Here is a 15178-nt window from a genome sequence, read left to right on the forward strand (position 1 = left end):
ATGGAGCTCACCCTTCTGGACAAGCTCTCCGGAACCCTGGTGAACGCCGCCACCGTGGCCCTGGGCACGGGGCTCGGCCTCCTCCTCCGGGGCAGGCTCCCCGAGCGCATGGCCCGGATCATGGTGCAGGGGGTGGGGCTCACCACCCTCTTCATCGGCCTCTCCATGGCCCAGGCCCTGGGGAAGGCGAAGGGGGGCGCGGTGGACGGGGTCGTGCTGGGCCTCGTGGCCTTGGTGCTGGGGGGGCTTCTTGGGGAGTGGTGGCGGCTGGAGGAGGGCCTCGAGGGCCTCGGGGAGAAGATCAAAAAGGCGGTGCGGGGCGGGGGGAGCTTCACCGAGGGCTTCGTGGCGGCGAGCCTCCTCTTCTGCGTGGGGCCCATGACTCTTCTCGGCTCCATCCAAAACGGCCTCACCGGGGACGCGAGCCTCCTCCTCCTCAAGGCCACCCTGGACGGGCTCTCCTCCATCGCCCTCACCAGCTCCTTCGGCGTGGGCGTGGGCTTCAGCGTCCTGGTGATCCTCCTCTACCAAGGGGGGGTGGCCCTCCTGGCGGGCACCCTGGCCCAGGCCCTCCCCAACCCGGGGGCGGACCCCAGGGTGCTCCTGGTGACCGGGGTGGGGGGGCTCATGGTGCTGGGGGTGGGGATCAACCTCCTCGGCCTCACCCGGGTGCGGGTGGCCTCCTTCCTCCCCGCCCTCCTCCTCGCCCCCCTGGTCTGGGCCTTGGCGGACTGGCTGAGCTAAGATAGCCCTCATGGAGCTTTCGCCCGAGCTCTTGCGCAAGCTGGAGGCCTTAGCCCAGATCCCCCTTTCCCCCGAGGAGGAGGCCCTTCTCCTCGAGGACCTAAGGCGCATCCTGGACTTCGTGGACGCCCTGCCCCAGGTGGAGGCGGAGGAAGAGGAGGAGGCCCAAGGGCGCCTCCGGGAGGACGAGCCCAGGCCCTCCTTGCCCCAGGCCCTGGCCCTCTCCGTGGCCCCCGAGGCCGAGGACGGCTTCTTCCGGGTGCCCCCGGTGCTGGAGTAGCCATGGTGGACCTCAAGCGCCTGCGCCAGGAGCCCGAGGTCTTCCACCGGGCCATCCGGGAAAAGGGGGTGGAGCTGGACCTCGAGGCCCTCCTCGCCCTGGACCGGGAGGTCCAGGACCTGAAGAAACGCCTCCAGGAGGTCCAGACCGAGCGCAACCAGGTGGCCAAGCGGGTTCCCAAGGCCCCCCCGGAGGAAAAGGAGGCCCTCGTCGCCCGGGGCAAGGCCTTAGGAGAGGAGGCGAAGCGGCTGGAGGAGGCCCTTAGGGAAAAGGAAGCGAGGCTCCAGGAGCTTCTCCTAAAGGTCCCCCTCCCCCCCTGGCCCGGGGCCCCCGTGGGGGGCGAGGAGGCGAACCAGGAGATCAAGCGGGTGGGAAGCCCCCCCGAGTTCCCCTTTCCTCCCCTGGACCACGTGGCCCTGATGGAGAAAAACGGCTGGTGGGAGCCCAGGATCAGCAAGGTCTCGGGGAGCCGCTCCTACGCCCTAAGGGGGGACCTCGCCCTCTACGAGCTCGCCCTCCTCCGCTTCGCCCTGGACTTCATGGCGAAGCGGGGTTTCCTCCCCCTCACCCTCCCCTCCTACGCCCGGGAGGAGGCCTTCCTCGGCACCGGCCACTTCCCCGCCTACCGGGACCAGGTCTGGGCCATCGCCGAGACCGACCTCTACCTCACGGGCACCGCCGAGGTGGTCCTAAACGCCCTGCACTCCGGGGAGATCCTCCCCCACGAGGCCCTGCCCCTCCGCTACGCGGGCTACGCCCCCGCCTTCCGCGCCGAGGCGGGAAGCTTCGGGAGGGACGTGCGGGGGCTTCTTCGGGTCCACCAGTTCCACAAGGTGGAGCAGTACGTGCTCACCGAGGCGAGCCTCGAGGCCTCCGACCGGGCCTTCCAGGAACTTTTAGACAACGCCGAGGAGATCCTCAGGCTTTTAGAGCTCCCCTACCGCCTGGTGGAGGTGGCCACGGGGGACATGGGCCCGGGCAAGTGGCGGCAGGTGGACCTGGAGGTCTTTCTGCCCTCGGAGGGGCGCTACCGGGAGACCCACTCCTGCTCCGCCCTTCTGGACTGGCAGGCGAGGCGGGCGGACCTGCGCTACCGCGACCCGGAGGGCCGGGTGCGCTACGCCTACACCCTCAACAACACCGCCCTGGCCACCCCCCGCATCCTGGCGATGCTCCTGGAAAACCACCAGATGGAGGACGGCCGGGTCCGGGTGCCCAAAGCCCTCGTCCCCTACCTGGGCAAGGAGGTGCTGGAGCCATGCGGATAGAGGCGGCCGAGCTCAGGATCCTGGAGCTTCCCCTGAAGTTCCGCTTTGAGACGAGCTTCGGGGTGCAGACCAAGAGGACCATCCTCCTCCTAAGGCTCTTCGGGGAGGGCTTGGAGGGCCTTGGGGAAGGGGTGATGGAGCGCCTTCCCCTCTACCGGGAAGAGACCGTGGAAAGCGCCCGGTACCTCCTCCAGGAGGTCTTTCTCCCCCGGGTCTTGGGGAAGGACCTCCCGAACCCCGAGGCCCTGCGGGAGGCCCTCGCCCCTTTTCGGGGAAACCCCATGGCCAAGGCCCTCTTGGAGATGGCCTTCTACGACCTCTGGGCCAAGGCCCTGGGGAAGCCCCTCTGGCAGGTCCTGGGCGGGGTGCGGCGGGAGGTGGAGGTGGGGGTCTCCCTGGGCATCCAGCCCTCGGTGGAGGAGACCCTAAAGGTGGTGGAAAGGCACCTCGAGGAGGGCTACCGCCGCATCAAGCTCAAGATCAAGCCGGGCTGGGACTACGAGGTCCTAAAGGCGGTGCGAAAGGCCTTCCCCGAGGCCACCCTCACCGCCGACGCCAACAGCGCCTATAGCCTCGCCGACCTCGCCCGGCTCAAGCGCCTGGACGAGCTTCAGCTGGACTACCTGGAGCAGCCCCTGGCCTACGACGACCTCCTGGACCACGCCAGGCTCCAGCGGGAGCTTTCCACCCCCATCTGCCTGGACGAGAGCCTGACGGGGGCGGAGAAGGCGAGGAAGGCCATAGAGCTTGGCGCGGGGCGGGTCTTCAACATCAAGCCCGCGAGGCTTGGGGGCCACGGGGAAAGCCTCCGGGTGCACGCCCTCGCCCAGAGCGCCGGGATCCCCCTCTGGATGGGGGGGATGCTGGAGGCCGGGGTGGGGCGGGCCCACAACCTCCACCTGGCCACCCTCCCCGGCTTCACCAAGCCCGGGGACGTGAGCTCGGCGAGCCGCTACTGGGAGGAGGACCTCATAGAGGAGGCCCTCGAGGCCAAAGACGGCCTCATGCCCGTCCCGGAGGGCGTGGGCCTTGGGGTCCACCTGAAGCTTCCCTTCGTGGAGCGCATCACCCTATGGCAGAGGTACGTGTCCGCGAGCTGAGGGGCTTTGAGGAGATGGAGGAAGTAGTCGCCCTCCAGCGGGAGGTCTGGGGGCGCGCGGAGAGCGACCTGGTGCCGAGGGGCCTCCTCATCGCCATTCAGGACGAGGGGGGGCTCGTGGCCGGGGCCTTCGCGGAGGGGAGGATGGTGGGCTTCGTCTTCGGCTTCCCCACCCAAGACCCCACCCTCCACCACTCCCACATGCTGGGGGTGCTGGAGGCCTACCGGGGCACGGGGGCGGCCCTCCTCCTCAAGCGCTTCCAGCGGGACTGGTGCTTGAGCCGGGGCATCCGCAAGGTGGTCTGGACCTTTGACCCCATGCGGGGGGTGAACGCGAGCTTCAACCTGCGGAAGCTCGGGGCCACGGCCAGGACCTACCTCCCCGACCACTACGGCCCCATGACGGGGATCAACGCCGGGGCCCCCTCGGACCGGGTGCTGGCCGAGTGGGACCTCCTCTCGGAAAGGGTCTACACCCGCCTCTACGCCCCCCCGCCCGAGCCCGAGGCGGCGGGCCTCCCCCAGGTGAACCGGGTGGAGGGGGAGGTGCCCCTGGAGGCGAGGCTGGACCTGGAAGGGGAAAGGCTCCTCTTCCAGATCCCCGAGGACTGGGGGCGGATCCTCCGGGAAGACCCGGCCCTCGCCCTGAGGTGGCGGGAGCACGCTCGGCAGGTCCTCCCCCACTACTTCGCCCGGGGCTTTCGCCTGGTGGACTTCCTCCGCCACCCCAACCGCTATGTCCTGGCTAAGGACGGAGATCTGGACCGCTGAGGTGGTCTACGCCGGCTTCGGCACCCCCATGCTCCGGGGGGGCTTGGCGGTGCAGGGCGGGTTCGTGGTGGGCCAGGGGAGCCTGGAGGAGCTCAAGGCCCGCTTTCCCGAAGCGGAGGTGGTCCACAAGGGGAAGGCCCTCCTCCCGCCCCCGGTGAACGCCCACACCCACCTGGACCTCTCCCTCCTCCCCCTCTACCGGGGGCCCTTCGCGGGCTTCCTCGCCCACGTGGTGGCCCACCGGGAAAGGCGGGGCCTCGAGGGGGCGAAGCGGGGCCTAGAGGAGCTTCTCGCCTCCGGGGCAGGGGCCTTCGCCGACATCGTCTTCAAAGACGAGGTCATGGACTTCCTCCTCGAGGAAAGCCCCCTCCCCGGCGTGGCCTTCTACGAGGTCTTCGCCCCGGAGCCCCAGGTGGCGGAGGAAGTCTTTGAGGCCGTGCGGCGGAAGGTGGAGGCCTGGCGGAGGCGGGAGGGCAAGGTGAAGGTGGGCCTTTCCCCCCACGCCCCCTACTCCGTGAGCCCCCCGCTCCTACAAAGGCTTGCGGCGTGGGCCAAGGCCGAGGGGATTCCCCTCATGGTCCACGCGGCGGAAAGCCTCGAGGAGGTGGCCTTTCTCCGGGAAGGCGGGGGGGCGCTTGCGGAGCTTCACCGCCGCTTCGCCAAAACCCCCTGGACCCCGCCCGGCACCACCCCCGTCCGCCACCTCCACGCCCTCGGGGTCCTGGGGCCCACCACCCTCCTCGTCCACGGGGTCCAGGTGGACGAAGAAGAGGTGCGGCTTCTCGCCGAAACCGGGACCAAGGTGGTCCTCTGCCCCCGGTCCAACGCGAACCTGGAGGTGGGGGAGGCCCCCCTCGCCCTCTACGCCAAGCACGGGGTGGAAGTGGCCCTCGGCACGGACTCCCGGGGCTCAAGCCCCGACCTGGACGTGAAGAACGAGGCCCGCTTCCTCTGGGACCGGGCGGAGCCCCGCCTCCTGGTGCGGGCCCTCACCCGGGGGGGGTACCGGGCCCTGGGCCTCCCCACCCCCCGGCTTACCCGGGGCACCGCCGCCTCTTTGGTACACTCCCTCTGATGCGCCCCCGTCCCCCCAACCCCTTCCCCACCCTCTGGGACGAGGGCATGCGCCACCTGGGCCCCCTCATCCTCTACAGCGCCTTCACCGGGGCCTTGACCGGGCTTCTGGTGGCCCTCCTCAACCTGGCCCTCCGGGCTCTGGGCCAGCTCGTGGGGCTTTTCTTCGGCTACCTGCCCCCGGAAGCCCCTGGGGAAGGGGGGCTCCTCCAGGCCTTCACCGGACCTAGCCCGTGGCCCCTGGCCTTCCTTCTGCCCCTCCTTTTCGCCCTGACCAGCCTTCTCGGCACCGGAAAGGGGCTTGCCGCCCTCCTCCTCCTTTCCCGGGAAGGGCGGGAAGCCCCTAGGCTCGCCCACCCCCGGGCGGTCCTGGGCGGGGTGCTGGAGCTCGCCCTCTACTCCCCCCTGGGGCGGGAAGGGCCTTTCGGCGTCCTCGGCCTGTGGCTCGGGAGCGCCCTGGACCGCCGCTTTCCCCGGGTGGGCGGGGGGCTAGCCTTCGCCGGGCTCGCCGCCGGGCTAGGGGCCGCCTTCCACGCCCCGGTGGCGGGGGCCCTTCTGGCCACGGAGATCCTCTACCGAAGCCTCCTCCTCGAGGCCCGGGCCCTCACCCCGGCCCTGATCGGGGCCCTCTCGGGCTTCGCCCTCTACGGGGCCTTCTTCGGCTACACCCCCCTTCTCCCCTTCCGGGTGGAGGTGGGCCTCGAGGCCTTGCCCGGAGGCCTCCTCACGGGGCTCCTCGCCGCCCTCCTTTCCGCCTCCTTCACGGAGGGCAGCCGCCTCCTGCAAAGGCGGCTCAAGCCCCTGGCCTTTCCCCTCAGGCACGGGCTTTTGGGCCTGGCCCTGGGGCTTAGCCTCCTCTTCCTGCCCGAGGCCCTGGGGACGGGCCTCGGATGGGTGGCGGTGGCCACCACCCCCCTCCTCTCCTCCCCGGCCCTCCTCCACCTCCTCCTCGCCAAGCTCCTCCTCCTCCTCCTGGCCCAGGGAACGCGGGCCTACGGGGGGCCTTACACCCCGGCCCTGGTCCTGGGAGGGCTCCTGGGGGCTCTCCTCGCCCGCCTCTTGGGACCCTTGGCCCTACCCTCGGAGGCCCTGGCCTTGGCCGGAGGAAGCGCCGTCCTAGCCGGGGTGGCCCGGGCCCCCTTCGCCGCCACGGTGCTGGCCGCCGAATGGGGAGGGTACGCCACCTTGCCCCTGGTCCTGCCCGCCGTCCTCCTGGCCTACGTCTTAAGCCCCTCCCACCCCTGGGAGGAGGGCCTTAAGGAAGCCCCGGCCACGCCGGAGGAGAATCCGTCTGAAACGCCTCCGCGAAGGGAACCCTCGCCTCCTGGCCAAGGAGGCGACGCCGGGCCCGGAAGTCCTCGAGGCTAACCGGCCAGCGGTAAAACTCCCGGTAGAAGGCGAACACCGCCTCCGCCACCTCCTGGGTCTCCGCGGTGTTCACGTAGACCCAGGGCCGGGAAAGCTCCCGCCTCGGGTAGTGGTAGAGGCGCACGGGGCTCCTGTGGGCCTCCCCCACCAGCTTGGGGATGCGGCAGAGCTTCAGGGCGGAAAGCACCGCCTGGTGGGTGGCCCGGTGGTCGGGGTGGACGTCCAGGGGGTCCCAGGTGACCACGGCGTCCGGGCGGAACTCGGCCATGAGCCGGGCCAGGGCCAGGGCCTCCTCCCTCCCGCCCGTGAGGAGGGTGTCCTGGAAGGGGAAGAAGCGGTACTCGGCCCCGATGAGGCCCGCCACGTAGGCCCCGTGCCCCTCCCGCACCCGGGCCACCTCCTCCGGGGGGGCCTCCCCGAAGTGGCTCGCGAACTCCCCTCTCGTCATCCAGACCAGCATCACCCGGTCCCCCCGCCTGGCGTGGAGGGCCAGGGTGCCCGCCGCCCCGATCTCGTCGTCGGGGTGGGCGAAGACCGCCATAAGGTTCATAAGGGGCAGTCTACCCTTCTTGCCCCAGCGGGGAAAACCCCTTAGGATGGAGCCTAACCATGGTCCGGGGCATTCGGGGCGCCATCACCGTGGAGGAGGACACGCCGGAGGCCATCCACCAGGCCACCCGGGAACTCCTCCTGAAGATGCTGGAGGCCAACGGCATCCAAAGCCACGAGGAGCTGGCCGCGGTGATCTTCACCGTCACCGAGGACCTGACCTCCGCCTTCCCCGCCGAGGCCGCAAGGCAGATCGGCATGCACCGGGTGCCCCTCCTCTCCGCCCGGGAGGTGCCGGTGCCGGGAAGCCTTCCCCGGGTGATCCGCGTCCTCGCCCTCTGGAACACCGACACCCCCCAGGACCGGGTGCGCCACGTGTACCTGAGGGAGGCGGTGCGGCTTCGGCCCGACCTGGAAAGCGCCCAGTAGCTAAACTCCCAGGACCTCGGCCCACGGGGTGGGCGCCTTGGGGCTCACGTAGCCCGTGTCCATCTGGGCGAGCTGGAGGCGGCCCGAGTACTCCTCGTTCACCGCGTGCCAGTAGGTGTACTCCTCAATCACCCAGATCCCCGACTCCCGGGCCCCGTTGCCGCTCGCCTTCACCCCGCCGAAGGGCAGGTGGGCCTCGGCGCCCACGGTGGTGTTGTTGATGCTGGTCATCCCGGCGCGGATGCCCACCTTGAAGAGGTAGGCCCAGTGGCGGTGGTTGGTGTAGATGGCGCTGGAGAGGCCGTAGGGGGTGCTGTTGGCCACCGCTATGGCCTCCTCTATCCCGTCCACCTTCACCAGGTTGATGGTGGGGCCGAAGATCTCCTCCTCAAAGAGGCGCATCCCGGGCCTTGCCTCCCAGACCGTGGGCCAGCCGTAAAGCCCCGCCTCGGGGTCGCCCAGGAAGTGGGGGTAGGGGTTTTCCCGGGTGATCCGCCCCCGGCCAAAGAGGAGCCTCGCCCCCTCCGCCTCCCCCACCCCGTAGTGCTCCTGCCAGCGGGCGAAGAGGCGCTCGTTGATGAAGGGCCCGTAGGTGACCTCGGGGTGGAGGAGGGGGTTCCCCACCCGGGTGGCCTCCACCTTCTCCAGGAAGCGCCGCTTGAACTCCTCGTAGATGGGGGCGTCCACCAGGATGTTCCCCGCCGAGGTGCACCGCTGGCCCCCCGTGGCGAAGGCGCTCCACCAGGCCCCCTCCACCGCAAGGTCCAGGTCGGCGTCCCGCATGACCACCAGGGGGTTCTTCCCCCCAAGCTCCAGGGTGGGGCGGATGAGGTTCCTCCCCGCCACCTCCCCGATCCAGCGGCCCACCTTGGTGGAGCCGGTGAAGGCGAACTTCTGGAGGAGACCCTCGTCCATGAGCTCCACCAGCCACTGCCCGGTGGAGTCCTTGCCCTCGCCGTGGACCAGGTTGATCACTCCAGGGGGAAGACCCGCCTCCTCAAAGAGCTTGACGAAGACGTAGGAGAGGGTCGGGGAGTCGTCGGAGGGCTTCCACACCACGGCGTTCCCGGTGAGCACCGCGGGGATGAGCTTCCAGCTCGGCACGGCGATGGGAAAGTTGCCCGCGGTGATCATCCCCACCACCCCGAGGGGCCTGCGGAAGGTGAAGAGCTCCTTATCGCGCATCTCGCTCGGCACGGTCTGGCCGTAGAGCCTCCGCCCCTCCGAGGCGAAGAAGAGGGCGGTGTCTATGGCCTCCTGCACGTCCCCCGCGGCCTCCTTCGGGGTCTTCCCCACCTCCCGCACCATGAGGCGGGTAAGGGTGGGCTTCTCCCTCTCCAGGATCTTGGCCAGGTTGAAGAGGACCTGGCCCCGCACCGGGGCGGGGGTGCGGCTCCACTCCAAGAAGGCCTCCCGCGCCTTCAGGGCCGCTTTGCGCAGGGTGTCCTTGGTGCCCTCGGGGAAGCGGGCCACCAGGTCCTCCCGGTCCGAGGGGTTTCTGCGCTCCAGGGGCCTACCCTCAAACACCTCCTCGCCGCCGATGAGGTGACCGAACTCCAGGGTGTTTCCGTACTTCCCGGGAAAGGTCCTCATGGAAACCTCCACCCGGAATTTTACCCCGCAAAGGGCTCAGCCGAACTTGGCCTTGAGGGCCCTAAGGGTGGCGGGGGGCACCAGCTTGGACACATCCCCCCCGTAGCGGGCGATCTCCTTGACCATGGTGCTGGAGACGAAGGCGTAGCGGGTGGCGGCGAGGATGAAGAGGGTTTCCAGGCCCGGGAGGAGCTGGCGGTTGAGGTGCGCCATCTGGAGCTCGTACTCGTAGTCGGAGACCGCCCGGAGCCCCTTCACGATGGCCTGGGCCCCCACCCGCTTCACGAAGTCCACCAGGAGGCCGGAGAAGGTGGCGGCCTCCACGTTCTTGAGGTGGGCCGTGGCCTCGCGGATGATCTTTAGGCGCTCCTCGGCGCTGAAGAGGTACTGGCCCCGCTTGTTGGGGTTCTCCAGCACGGCCACCGTGACCCGGTCAAAGAGGCGGCTCGCCCGCTGAATCACGTCCAGGTGGCCGTTGGTGAGGGGATCAAAGCTTCCCGGATAGACCACGTGCATCTAGACCTCCACCAGGGTGAGGGCGTTCTCCCCGTAGACCCGGCGCTCCCCCATGGGCAGGTAGAGGTCCTTGGGGTGCTGGAGGATATAAAGCCCTCCGGGCTCCACCAGGCCGCTTTCCAGGAGGGCCTGGAAGAGGGCCGGGAGGTCCAGGGCGTAGGGGGGAGCCATGAAGGCCACGGTGTACCGCTCCCCCCGGGCCTGGGCCTCTCGGAGGAAGACCTCCACGGGAAGAGGGACAACGCGCACGGGAAGGCCCGCGCGGCGGGCGTTCTCCTTGATGAGGGCGATGGCCTCTTGGTCCTTCTCCACCAAGGTGGCCTCAAAGCCCTCGCTGGCCGCCTCCAGCCCCACCGCCCCGCTCCCCGCGTAGAGGTCCAGGAAGCGCCCCCGCCTCGGGTAGCGGAGGCGTAGGTAGTCAAAGAGGGCCTTGCGCAGGCGCACCGGGGAAGGTCGCGCCGAGGCCGGCACCTTCAGGGGCACGCCCTTGGCCTTGCCGCCCAGGATCCGCAGCACCCCCTTAGCTTAAAGCTCCAGGGCCAGCTGGGCCAGACGGGCGAGGCCCTGGTCCAGGGTTTCCAGGGTGAGGAGGATGTCCAGGTGGGCCAAGGTGCTGGCCCGGCTCTCGGCGAGGCCGGCCTCGAGGCGGCGCAGGTGGGCCCGCCTGAGGCGCTGGAAGAACTCGCCCCCGTCCTCCCCGAGCACCTGCTCGGCCAGGGCCCGCTCCCCCGTGGCCAGGGCGGTGCCCACGCGCTCCAGGCGGGAAAGCACCCGGGAGGCCGCCGCAAGCAGGTCCTCCTTGCCCTCGGAGCTGAAGCGAAGGCCCTGAGCCCAAAGCCGCTCCGCCTGCCGCACCACCCTCCGGGCCAGGTCCCCCAGGTGCTCAAGCTCGCTCGCGGCCATGAAGAGCTTCACCGCCCTCTCCTCCCCCTCCCGGGGGGCCAGGGCCGAGGTGTAGAGGACGAGCTCCCGGGTCAGGGCGTCCACCTTCTCCTCGAGGGCCCTCAAGGAGGCCTCGCCTCCCTCCTCCTGGGCCAGCACCCGGATCGCCTGGACCAGCATCCCCCGCACCGCGTCCGCCACCCGGGCGAGCTCCCGCCGCGCCAGGGCCAGGGCGAGGAGGGGGGTGTCCAGGGCCTCCCAGCGCAGGTACTTGGGGGCCACCCTGCGCGAGGGAAGAAGCCCCTCCGCCCAGCGGGCGTAGGCCCCGGCGAGGGGCCAGTAGAGGAGGGCGTAGAGGGCGTGGCTCGCGAGGTGCCAGGCGAGGGCGCTCCAAGGAAGCCGCCCGGCGAGGGCCAGGAGGAGGAGGGAGAGGACCAGGCGGTGAGCCAGGAGGGGCAGGAAGAGGCGAAAGGCCTCCCTCCTCCCCCCGAGGGCCGCCCAAAGGAGGGTGCCCGTGGTCCCCACCCCGGCCCCGAGCACCAGGCCCGCCGCCGCCCACGGGGCTTGGGGGAGGAGGAGGGCGATGGCGGCCACGGCGTTGGCCGAGCCGAGGAGCCCCCCCAAAAGGAGGCCGAGCCCGTAGGCGGCGAGGGGAGAACCCACCCGCTCCGCCAGGGGGAGCCAGGGCCCCACCCCCGCCGCCATCTCCCCAAAGCCCAGGAAGAGGAGGCCAAGGCCCATGAGGAAAAGCCCACCCCGGCGCCAGGCGGGCACAAGAAAGAGGCCTAGCCCAAGGGCCAAGAAGCCCTCCCCCACCCCGCCCGCCGAGAGGGCGAGGAGGGCCACCCAGGGCGCCGCCCCGGCGGTGGCCGCAAGGGCGAGGAGGGCGGCTTGGGCATGGGCCAGCACCCCCACCTCCAGGAGGGCCAGCGCCAGGAGCCCAAGCCCCGAGCCGCTCCCCGAGAGGAGGCCGAGGAGGAAGCCCCAGAAGAGGCTCGCCCCCGGGGAGGCGAGGGCCTGGGCCACCGCATGGCGCCGCCCAGGCCAGGAGGCGAGGGCCTCGGAGACCAGGTGCAGGCCCAGGTAGAAGAGGGCGAGGCCCGCGAGGAAGCGCACCGGGGAAAGTATAAGGGAAGCCGGCCCGAGGGCCGGCCCTTGGTCGGGGAGACTGGATTTGAACCAGCGACCCCCTCGTCCCGAACGAGGTGCGCTACCGGGCTGCGCTACTCCCCGTAGCGGAGTCCAGTATAGGGGAGAAAGGCCCAAAGGTCAAAGGGGTTGACACCCTCCCGAGGTTTTCCTACACTAGCCCCTAACCGCGCCGGGGCGCGGCGAAAACCAGCCCGTTCTCTTATCCAGAGCGGTGGAGGGTACGGCCCTGCGAAACCGCGGCAACCTCCCGCCCCTTCCGTTCCATGGCCGGATGCGGGCGGGGCTGGTGCCAAGGCCGGCCCGGGCGGGGGAAACGCCCGGGGACGATAAGAGAGGGGGGTAAGCGCCACGCCCAACCCCTTCTTGGCGAGAGAACGGCCGCCGGGAAGGGGCTTTTTTGGCCCCTTCAAGGTCGCGCGCCCGCGCGACCCCAACGCCCCTGGCCGGGACTTGGGAAAGGAGGCCAAGGATGCGGTTTGAGACCCTTCAGCTCCACGCGGGCTACGAGCCCGAGCCCACCACCCTAAGCCGCCAGGTCCCCATCTACCCCACCACGAGCTACGTCTTCCAAAGCCCCGAGCACGCGGCGAGCCTCTTCGCCCTGAAGGTCCCAGGGAACATCTACTCCCGCATCATGAACCCCACGGTGGAGGTGCTGGAGAAGCGCCTCGCGGCCCTGGAGGGGGGAAAGGCCGCCCTCGCCACCTCTAGCGGCCACGCCGCCCAGTTCCTCGCCCTCACCACCCTGGCCCAGGCGGGGGACAACCTCGTCTCCACCCCCAACCTCTACGGGGGCACCTTCAACCAGTTCAAGGTGACCCTGAAAAGGCTCGGCATAGAGGTGCGCTTCACCTCCCGCGAGGAGCGCCCCGAGGAGTTTTTGGCCCTCACCGACGAGAGGACCCGGGCCTGGTGGGTGGAGTCCATCGGCAACCCCGCCTTGAACATCCCCGACCTCGAGGCCCTGGCCCAAGCGGCGAGGGAGGTGGGGGTGGCCCTCCTCGTGGACAACACCTTCGGCATGGGGGGCTACCTCCTTAGGCCCCTGGAGTGGGGGGCCGCCCTGGTCACCCACTCCCTCACCAAGTGGGTGGGGGGGCACGGGGCGGTGATCGCCGGGGCCATCGTGGACGGGGGGAACTTCCCCTGGGAAAACGGCCGCTACCCCTTGCTTACCGAGCCCCAGCCCGGCTACCACGGCCTGAGGTTCACCGAGGCCTTTGGAGAGCTCGCCTTCATCGCCAAGGCCCGGGCGGACGGCCTCCGGGACCAGGGGCAGGCCCTCGGGCCCTTTGAGGCCTGGGTGGTCCTCCTCGGCATGGAGACCCTCTCCTTAAGGGCCGAGCGCCACGTGGAAAACACCCTGCACCTCGCCCATTGGCTCCTGGAGCAACCCCAGGTGGCCTGGGTGAACTACCCGGGGCTAAAGGGCCATCCCCACCACGAAAGGGCAAGGAAGTACTTCAAGGGGAAGCCCGGGGCCGTCCTCACCTTCGGCCTGAAGGGCGGGTACGAGGCGGCGAAGCGCTTCATCTCCCGCCTCAAGCTCATCTCCCACCTGGCCAACGTGGGGGACACCCGCACCCTGGCCATCCACCCCGCCTCCACCACCCACTCCCAGCTCTCCCCAAAGGAGCAGGCCCAGGCCGGGGTTTCCCCGGAGATGGTCCGGCTTTCCGTGGGCTTGGAGCACGTGGAGGACCTGAAGGCGGAGCTCAAGGAGGCGCTGGCATGAGCGAGATCGCCCTCGAGGCCTGGGGGGAGCACGAGGCCCTCCTCCTCAAGCCCCCCCGCTCCCCCCTCTCCATCCCCCCACCCAAGCCCCGCACCGCCGTGCTCTTCCCCAGGCGGGAGGGGTTTTACACCGAGCTCGGGGGGTACCTCCCCGAGGTGCGCCTCCGCTTTGAGACCTACGGGACCCTCTCCCGCAGGCGGGATAACGCCGTCCTCGTCTTCCACGCCCTCACGGGAAGCGCCCACCTGGCGGGCACCTACGACGAGGAAACCTTTGGGGGCCTCTCCCCCCTGGAAAGGGCCTTCGGCCGGGAAGGCTGGTGGGACGGCCTGGTGGGCCCCGGGCGCATCCTGGACCCCGCCCTCTACTACGTGGTCTCCGCCAACCACCTGGGAAGCTGCTACGGCTCCACCGGCCCCCTCTCCCTGGACCCCCGCACGGGCCGCCCCTACGGGAAGGACTTCCCGCCCCTCACCCTTCGGGACCTGGCCCGGGCCCAGGCCAGGCTTCTGGACCACCTGGGGGTGGAGAGGGCCATCGTCATCGGGGGAAGCCTCGGGGGGATGGTGGCCCTGGAGTTCGCCCTCATGTACCCGGAAAGGGTGAGGAAGCTCGTGGTCCTCGCCGCCCCCGCCCGGCACGGCCCCTGGGCCCGGGCCTTCAACCACCTCTCCCGCCAGGCCATCCTCCAAGACCCCGAGTACCAAAGGGGAAACCCCGCCCCCAAGGGCCTGGCCCTCGCCCGGGGGATCGCCATGATGAGCTACCGGGCCCCCGAGGGGTTTGAGGCCCGCTGGGGGGCGGAGCCCGGGCTTGGGGAAACCTACCTGGACTACCAGGGGGAGAAGTTCCTCCGGCGCTTCCACGCCGAAAGCTACCTCGTCCTCTCCCGGGCCATGGACACCCACGACGTGGGCCGGGGCCGGGGCGGGGTGGAGGAGGCCCTGAAGCGCCTAAAGGCCATCCCCGCCCTCTTCGTGGGCATTGACACCGACCTCCTCTACCCCGCCTGGGAGGTGCGGCAAGCGGCCCGGATGGCGGGGGCCCGCTACCGGGAGATCAAAAGCCCCCACGGGCACGACGCCTTCCTCATAGAGACCGACCAGGTGGAGGAGATCCTCGAGGCCTTCCTCCCCTAATACCCCCCATGCTGGCTTGGGCCCCCGGCACCCCGCCTGGGCTTGGGTGAAGGATTCAGGCCGAAGGAGCACTTCGCTTCACTTCCCCACGCAGAAGTTCTGGAAGACCCGGGCCACCACCTCCTCCGCCACCTCCTTGCCCGTGAGGGCGGAAAGGGCTTTGGCCGCCTCCTCCAGGGCAAGGCCCATGAGGTCCTCGGGGAGGGAGAGGGCCTCCTCCAGGCGCTCCTTGGCCCTTTGGAGGGCCTCCACCTGGCGCTCGGTGAGGAGCACCTCTCCCCCCTCTCTCCCCAAAAGGGCTTCCCTCAGGGCCTCCTTGAGCCGGTCTAGGCCCTCCCCCGTGAGGCTGGACACGGGGAGAAACCCCGGGTCCTCCCAGGCCGGGGGAAGGTCGCTCTTGGTGGCCACCTTGAGGGTCCTCTCCCAGGGCAGGGGGGGCGGGGCGGGCCTGGGGAGGGAGCGGTCCACCACGTAGAGGACGAGGTCGGCCTCCTCGGCGATCCTCAGGGCCCGCTCCACCCCCATCCTCTCCAGGGGGTCCTCCGTCTCCCGCACCCCGGCGGTGTCCACGGCCACCAG

At 70.3% G+C, this 15178-nt stretch carries 16 protein-coding genes, 1 tRNA gene and 1 riboswitch; of the genes, 10 read left to right on the plus strand and 7 right to left on the minus strand.

Annotation, left to right across the window (positions count from 1 at the left end; all coding sequences use genetic code 11):
• Genes AC01Y6_RS05040 through AC01Y6_RS05070 form a run of 7 tightly spaced genes read left to right on the plus strand, consistent with a single transcriptional unit; the run spans position 1 to position 6604 of the window.
• A complete protein-coding gene (locus tag AC01Y6_RS05040; RefSeq protein ID WP_476670543.1) occupies positions 1–744 on the plus strand; it encodes a DUF554 domain-containing protein in 744 nt (247 codons plus the stop codon).
• A 10-nt stretch (positions 745–754) separates the two neighbouring features.
• Positions 755–1024 (plus strand): Asp-tRNA(Asn)/Glu-tRNA(Gln) amidotransferase subunit GatC, encoded by a 270-nt coding sequence (gene gatC, locus AC01Y6_RS05045; protein WP_428720915.1) that lies wholly within the window; start codon positions 755–757, stop codon positions 1022–1024.
• A gap of 2 nt (positions 1025–1026) precedes the next feature.
• Positions 1027–2292 carry a serine--tRNA ligase gene (gene serS / locus AC01Y6_RS05050; protein WP_476670545.1) on the plus strand — a complete coding sequence of 422 codons (1266 nt, stop codon included), beginning with the start codon at positions 1027–1029 and terminating at the stop codon, positions 2290–2292.
• Complete coding sequence (gene menC / locus AC01Y6_RS05055) at positions 2283–3392, plus strand: o-succinylbenzoate synthase (protein WP_476670547.1); 1110 nt, start codon at positions 2283–2285, stop codon at positions 3390–3392. Before serS ends, menC begins: the two co-directional genes overlap by 10 nt.
• Positions 3365–4162: a GNAT family N-acetyltransferase gene (locus AC01Y6_RS05060; protein ID WP_428722056.1), complete on the plus strand. Its 798-nt coding sequence runs from the start codon at positions 3365–3367 to the stop codon at positions 4160–4162. Before menC ends, AC01Y6_RS05060 begins: the two co-directional genes overlap by 28 nt.
• Positions 4128–5237 carry an amidohydrolase family protein gene (locus tag AC01Y6_RS05065; protein ID WP_476670549.1) on the plus strand — a complete coding sequence of 370 codons (1110 nt, stop codon included), beginning with the start codon at positions 4128–4130 and terminating at the stop codon, positions 5235–5237. Before AC01Y6_RS05060 ends, AC01Y6_RS05065 begins: the two co-directional genes overlap by 35 nt.
• Positions 5237–6604 (plus strand): chloride channel protein, encoded by a 1368-nt coding sequence (locus AC01Y6_RS05070; RefSeq protein ID WP_476670551.1) that lies wholly within the window; start codon positions 5237–5239, stop codon positions 6602–6604. Before AC01Y6_RS05065 ends, AC01Y6_RS05070 begins: the two co-directional genes overlap by 1 nt.
• On the opposite strand, the gene AC01Y6_RS05075 is transcribed toward AC01Y6_RS05070, so the two are convergent.
• Positions 6492–7145: a PIG-L deacetylase family protein gene (locus AC01Y6_RS05075; protein ID WP_347241624.1), complete on the minus strand. Its 654-nt coding sequence runs from the start codon at positions 7143–7145 to the stop codon at positions 6492–6494. The two genes, AC01Y6_RS05070 and AC01Y6_RS05075, sit on opposite strands and share 113 nt — an antisense overlap.
• Before the next feature lie 68 nt (positions 7146–7213).
• On the opposite strand from AC01Y6_RS05075, the gene aroH reads away from it, so the two are divergent.
• Positions 7214–7582, plus strand: coding sequence for a chorismate mutase (aroH, locus tag AC01Y6_RS05080; RefSeq protein WP_347241616.1), 369 nt, complete (start codon positions 7214–7216; stop codon positions 7580–7582).
• Here aroH and AC01Y6_RS05085 read toward each other — a convergent pair whose 3' ends face one another.
• From AC01Y6_RS05085 to AC01Y6_RS05105, 5 genes are all read right to left on the minus strand, one after another.
• Entirely contained in the window at positions 7583–9175 is a 1593-nt protein-coding gene (locus AC01Y6_RS05085) for an aldehyde dehydrogenase family protein (RefSeq protein ID WP_428722059.1), read from the minus strand.
• 36 nt (positions 9176–9211) lie between these two features.
• Positions 9212–9691: a pantetheine-phosphate adenylyltransferase gene (coaD, locus tag AC01Y6_RS05090; RefSeq protein ID WP_347241615.1), complete on the minus strand. Its 480-nt coding sequence runs from the start codon at positions 9689–9691 to the stop codon at positions 9212–9214.
• Positions 9692–10207, minus strand: a complete 516-nt coding sequence (locus AC01Y6_RS05095; RefSeq protein WP_347241614.1) for an RsmD family RNA methyltransferase — start codon at positions 10205–10207, stop codon at positions 9692–9694. It lies immediately after the preceding gene.
• 9 nt (positions 10208–10216) lie between these two features.
• On the minus strand, positions 10217–11689 hold the full coding sequence (locus AC01Y6_RS05100; protein WP_476670552.1) for a PhoU domain-containing protein: 1473 nt from the start codon (positions 11687–11689) through the stop codon (positions 10217–10219).
• A 40-nt stretch (positions 11690–11729) separates the two neighbouring features.
• A tRNA-Pro gene (locus AC01Y6_RS05105) sits at positions 11730–11806 on the minus strand.
• Between the two features lie 115 nt (positions 11807–11921).
• Positions 11922–12058, plus strand: a riboswitch (SAM riboswitch).
• A 136-nt stretch (positions 12059–12194) separates the two neighbouring features.
• Between AC01Y6_RS05105 and AC01Y6_RS05110 the strand changes: the two genes are divergently transcribed.
• On the plus strand, positions 12195–13460 hold the full coding sequence (locus AC01Y6_RS05110; protein WP_428722063.1) for an O-acetylhomoserine aminocarboxypropyltransferase/cysteine synthase family protein: 1266 nt from the start codon (positions 12195–12197) through the stop codon (positions 13458–13460).
• Complete coding sequence (metX, locus tag AC01Y6_RS05115) at positions 13457–14599, plus strand: homoserine O-acetyltransferase MetX (RefSeq protein ID WP_476670553.1); 1143 nt, start codon at positions 13457–13459, stop codon at positions 14597–14599. The genes AC01Y6_RS05110 and metX overlap by 4 nt, the downstream gene beginning before the upstream one ends.
• Before the next feature lie 78 nt (positions 14600–14677).
• Here the strand turns inward: metX and AC01Y6_RS05120 are convergent.
• A partial coding sequence (locus AC01Y6_RS05120; RefSeq protein ID WP_476670554.1) for a tRNA modification GTPase occupies positions 14678–15178 on the minus strand: 501 nt, incomplete at its 5' end.

The organism is Thermus sp. (assembly GCF_056332225.1).

What these genes read in the sequence shown, in the direction of transcription:
- AC01Y6_RS05040 (WP_476670543.1), top strand. Translation starts at nt 1, where the DNA reads ATGGAGCTCACCCTTCTGGACAAGCTCTCCGGAACCCTGGTGAACGCC.
- gatC (WP_428720915.1), top strand. Translation starts at nt 755, where the DNA reads ATGGAGCTTTCGCCCGAGCTCTTGCGCAAGCTGGAGGCCTTAGCCCAG.
- serS (WP_476670545.1), top strand. Translation starts at nt 1,027, where the DNA reads ATGGTGGACCTCAAGCGCCTGCGCCAGGAGCCCGAGGTCTTCCACCGG.
- menC (WP_476670547.1), top strand. Translation starts at nt 2,283, where the DNA reads ATGCGGATAGAGGCGGCCGAGCTCAGGATCCTGGAGCTTCCCCTGAAG.
- AC01Y6_RS05060 (WP_428722056.1), top strand. Translation starts at nt 3,365, where the DNA reads ATGGCAGAGGTACGTGTCCGCGAGCTGAGGGGCTTTGAGGAGATGGAG.
- AC01Y6_RS05065 (WP_476670549.1), top strand. Translation starts at nt 4,128, where the DNA reads ATGTCCTGGCTAAGGACGGAGATCTGGACCGCTGAGGTGGTCTACGCC.
- AC01Y6_RS05070 (WP_476670551.1), top strand. Translation starts at nt 5,237, where the DNA reads ATGCGCCCCCGTCCCCCCAACCCCTTCCCCACCCTCTGGGACGAGGGC.
- AC01Y6_RS05075 (WP_347241624.1), bottom strand. Translation starts at nt 7,145, where the DNA reads ATGGCGGTCTTCGCCCACCCCGACGACGAGATCGGGGCGGCGGGCACC.
- aroH (WP_347241616.1), top strand. Translation starts at nt 7,214, where the DNA reads ATGGTCCGGGGCATTCGGGGCGCCATCACCGTGGAGGAGGACACGCCG.
- AC01Y6_RS05085 (WP_428722059.1), bottom strand. Translation starts at nt 9,175, where the DNA reads ATGAGGACCTTTCCCGGGAAGTACGGAAACACCCTGGAGTTCGGTCAC.
- coaD (WP_347241615.1), bottom strand. Translation starts at nt 9,691, where the DNA reads ATGCACGTGGTCTATCCGGGAAGCTTTGATCCCCTCACCAACGGCCAC.
- AC01Y6_RS05110 (WP_428722063.1), top strand. Translation starts at nt 12,195, where the DNA reads ATGCGGTTTGAGACCCTTCAGCTCCACGCGGGCTACGAGCCCGAGCCC.
- metX (WP_476670553.1), top strand. Translation starts at nt 13,457, where the DNA reads ATGAGCGAGATCGCCCTCGAGGCCTGGGGGGAGCACGAGGCCCTCCTC.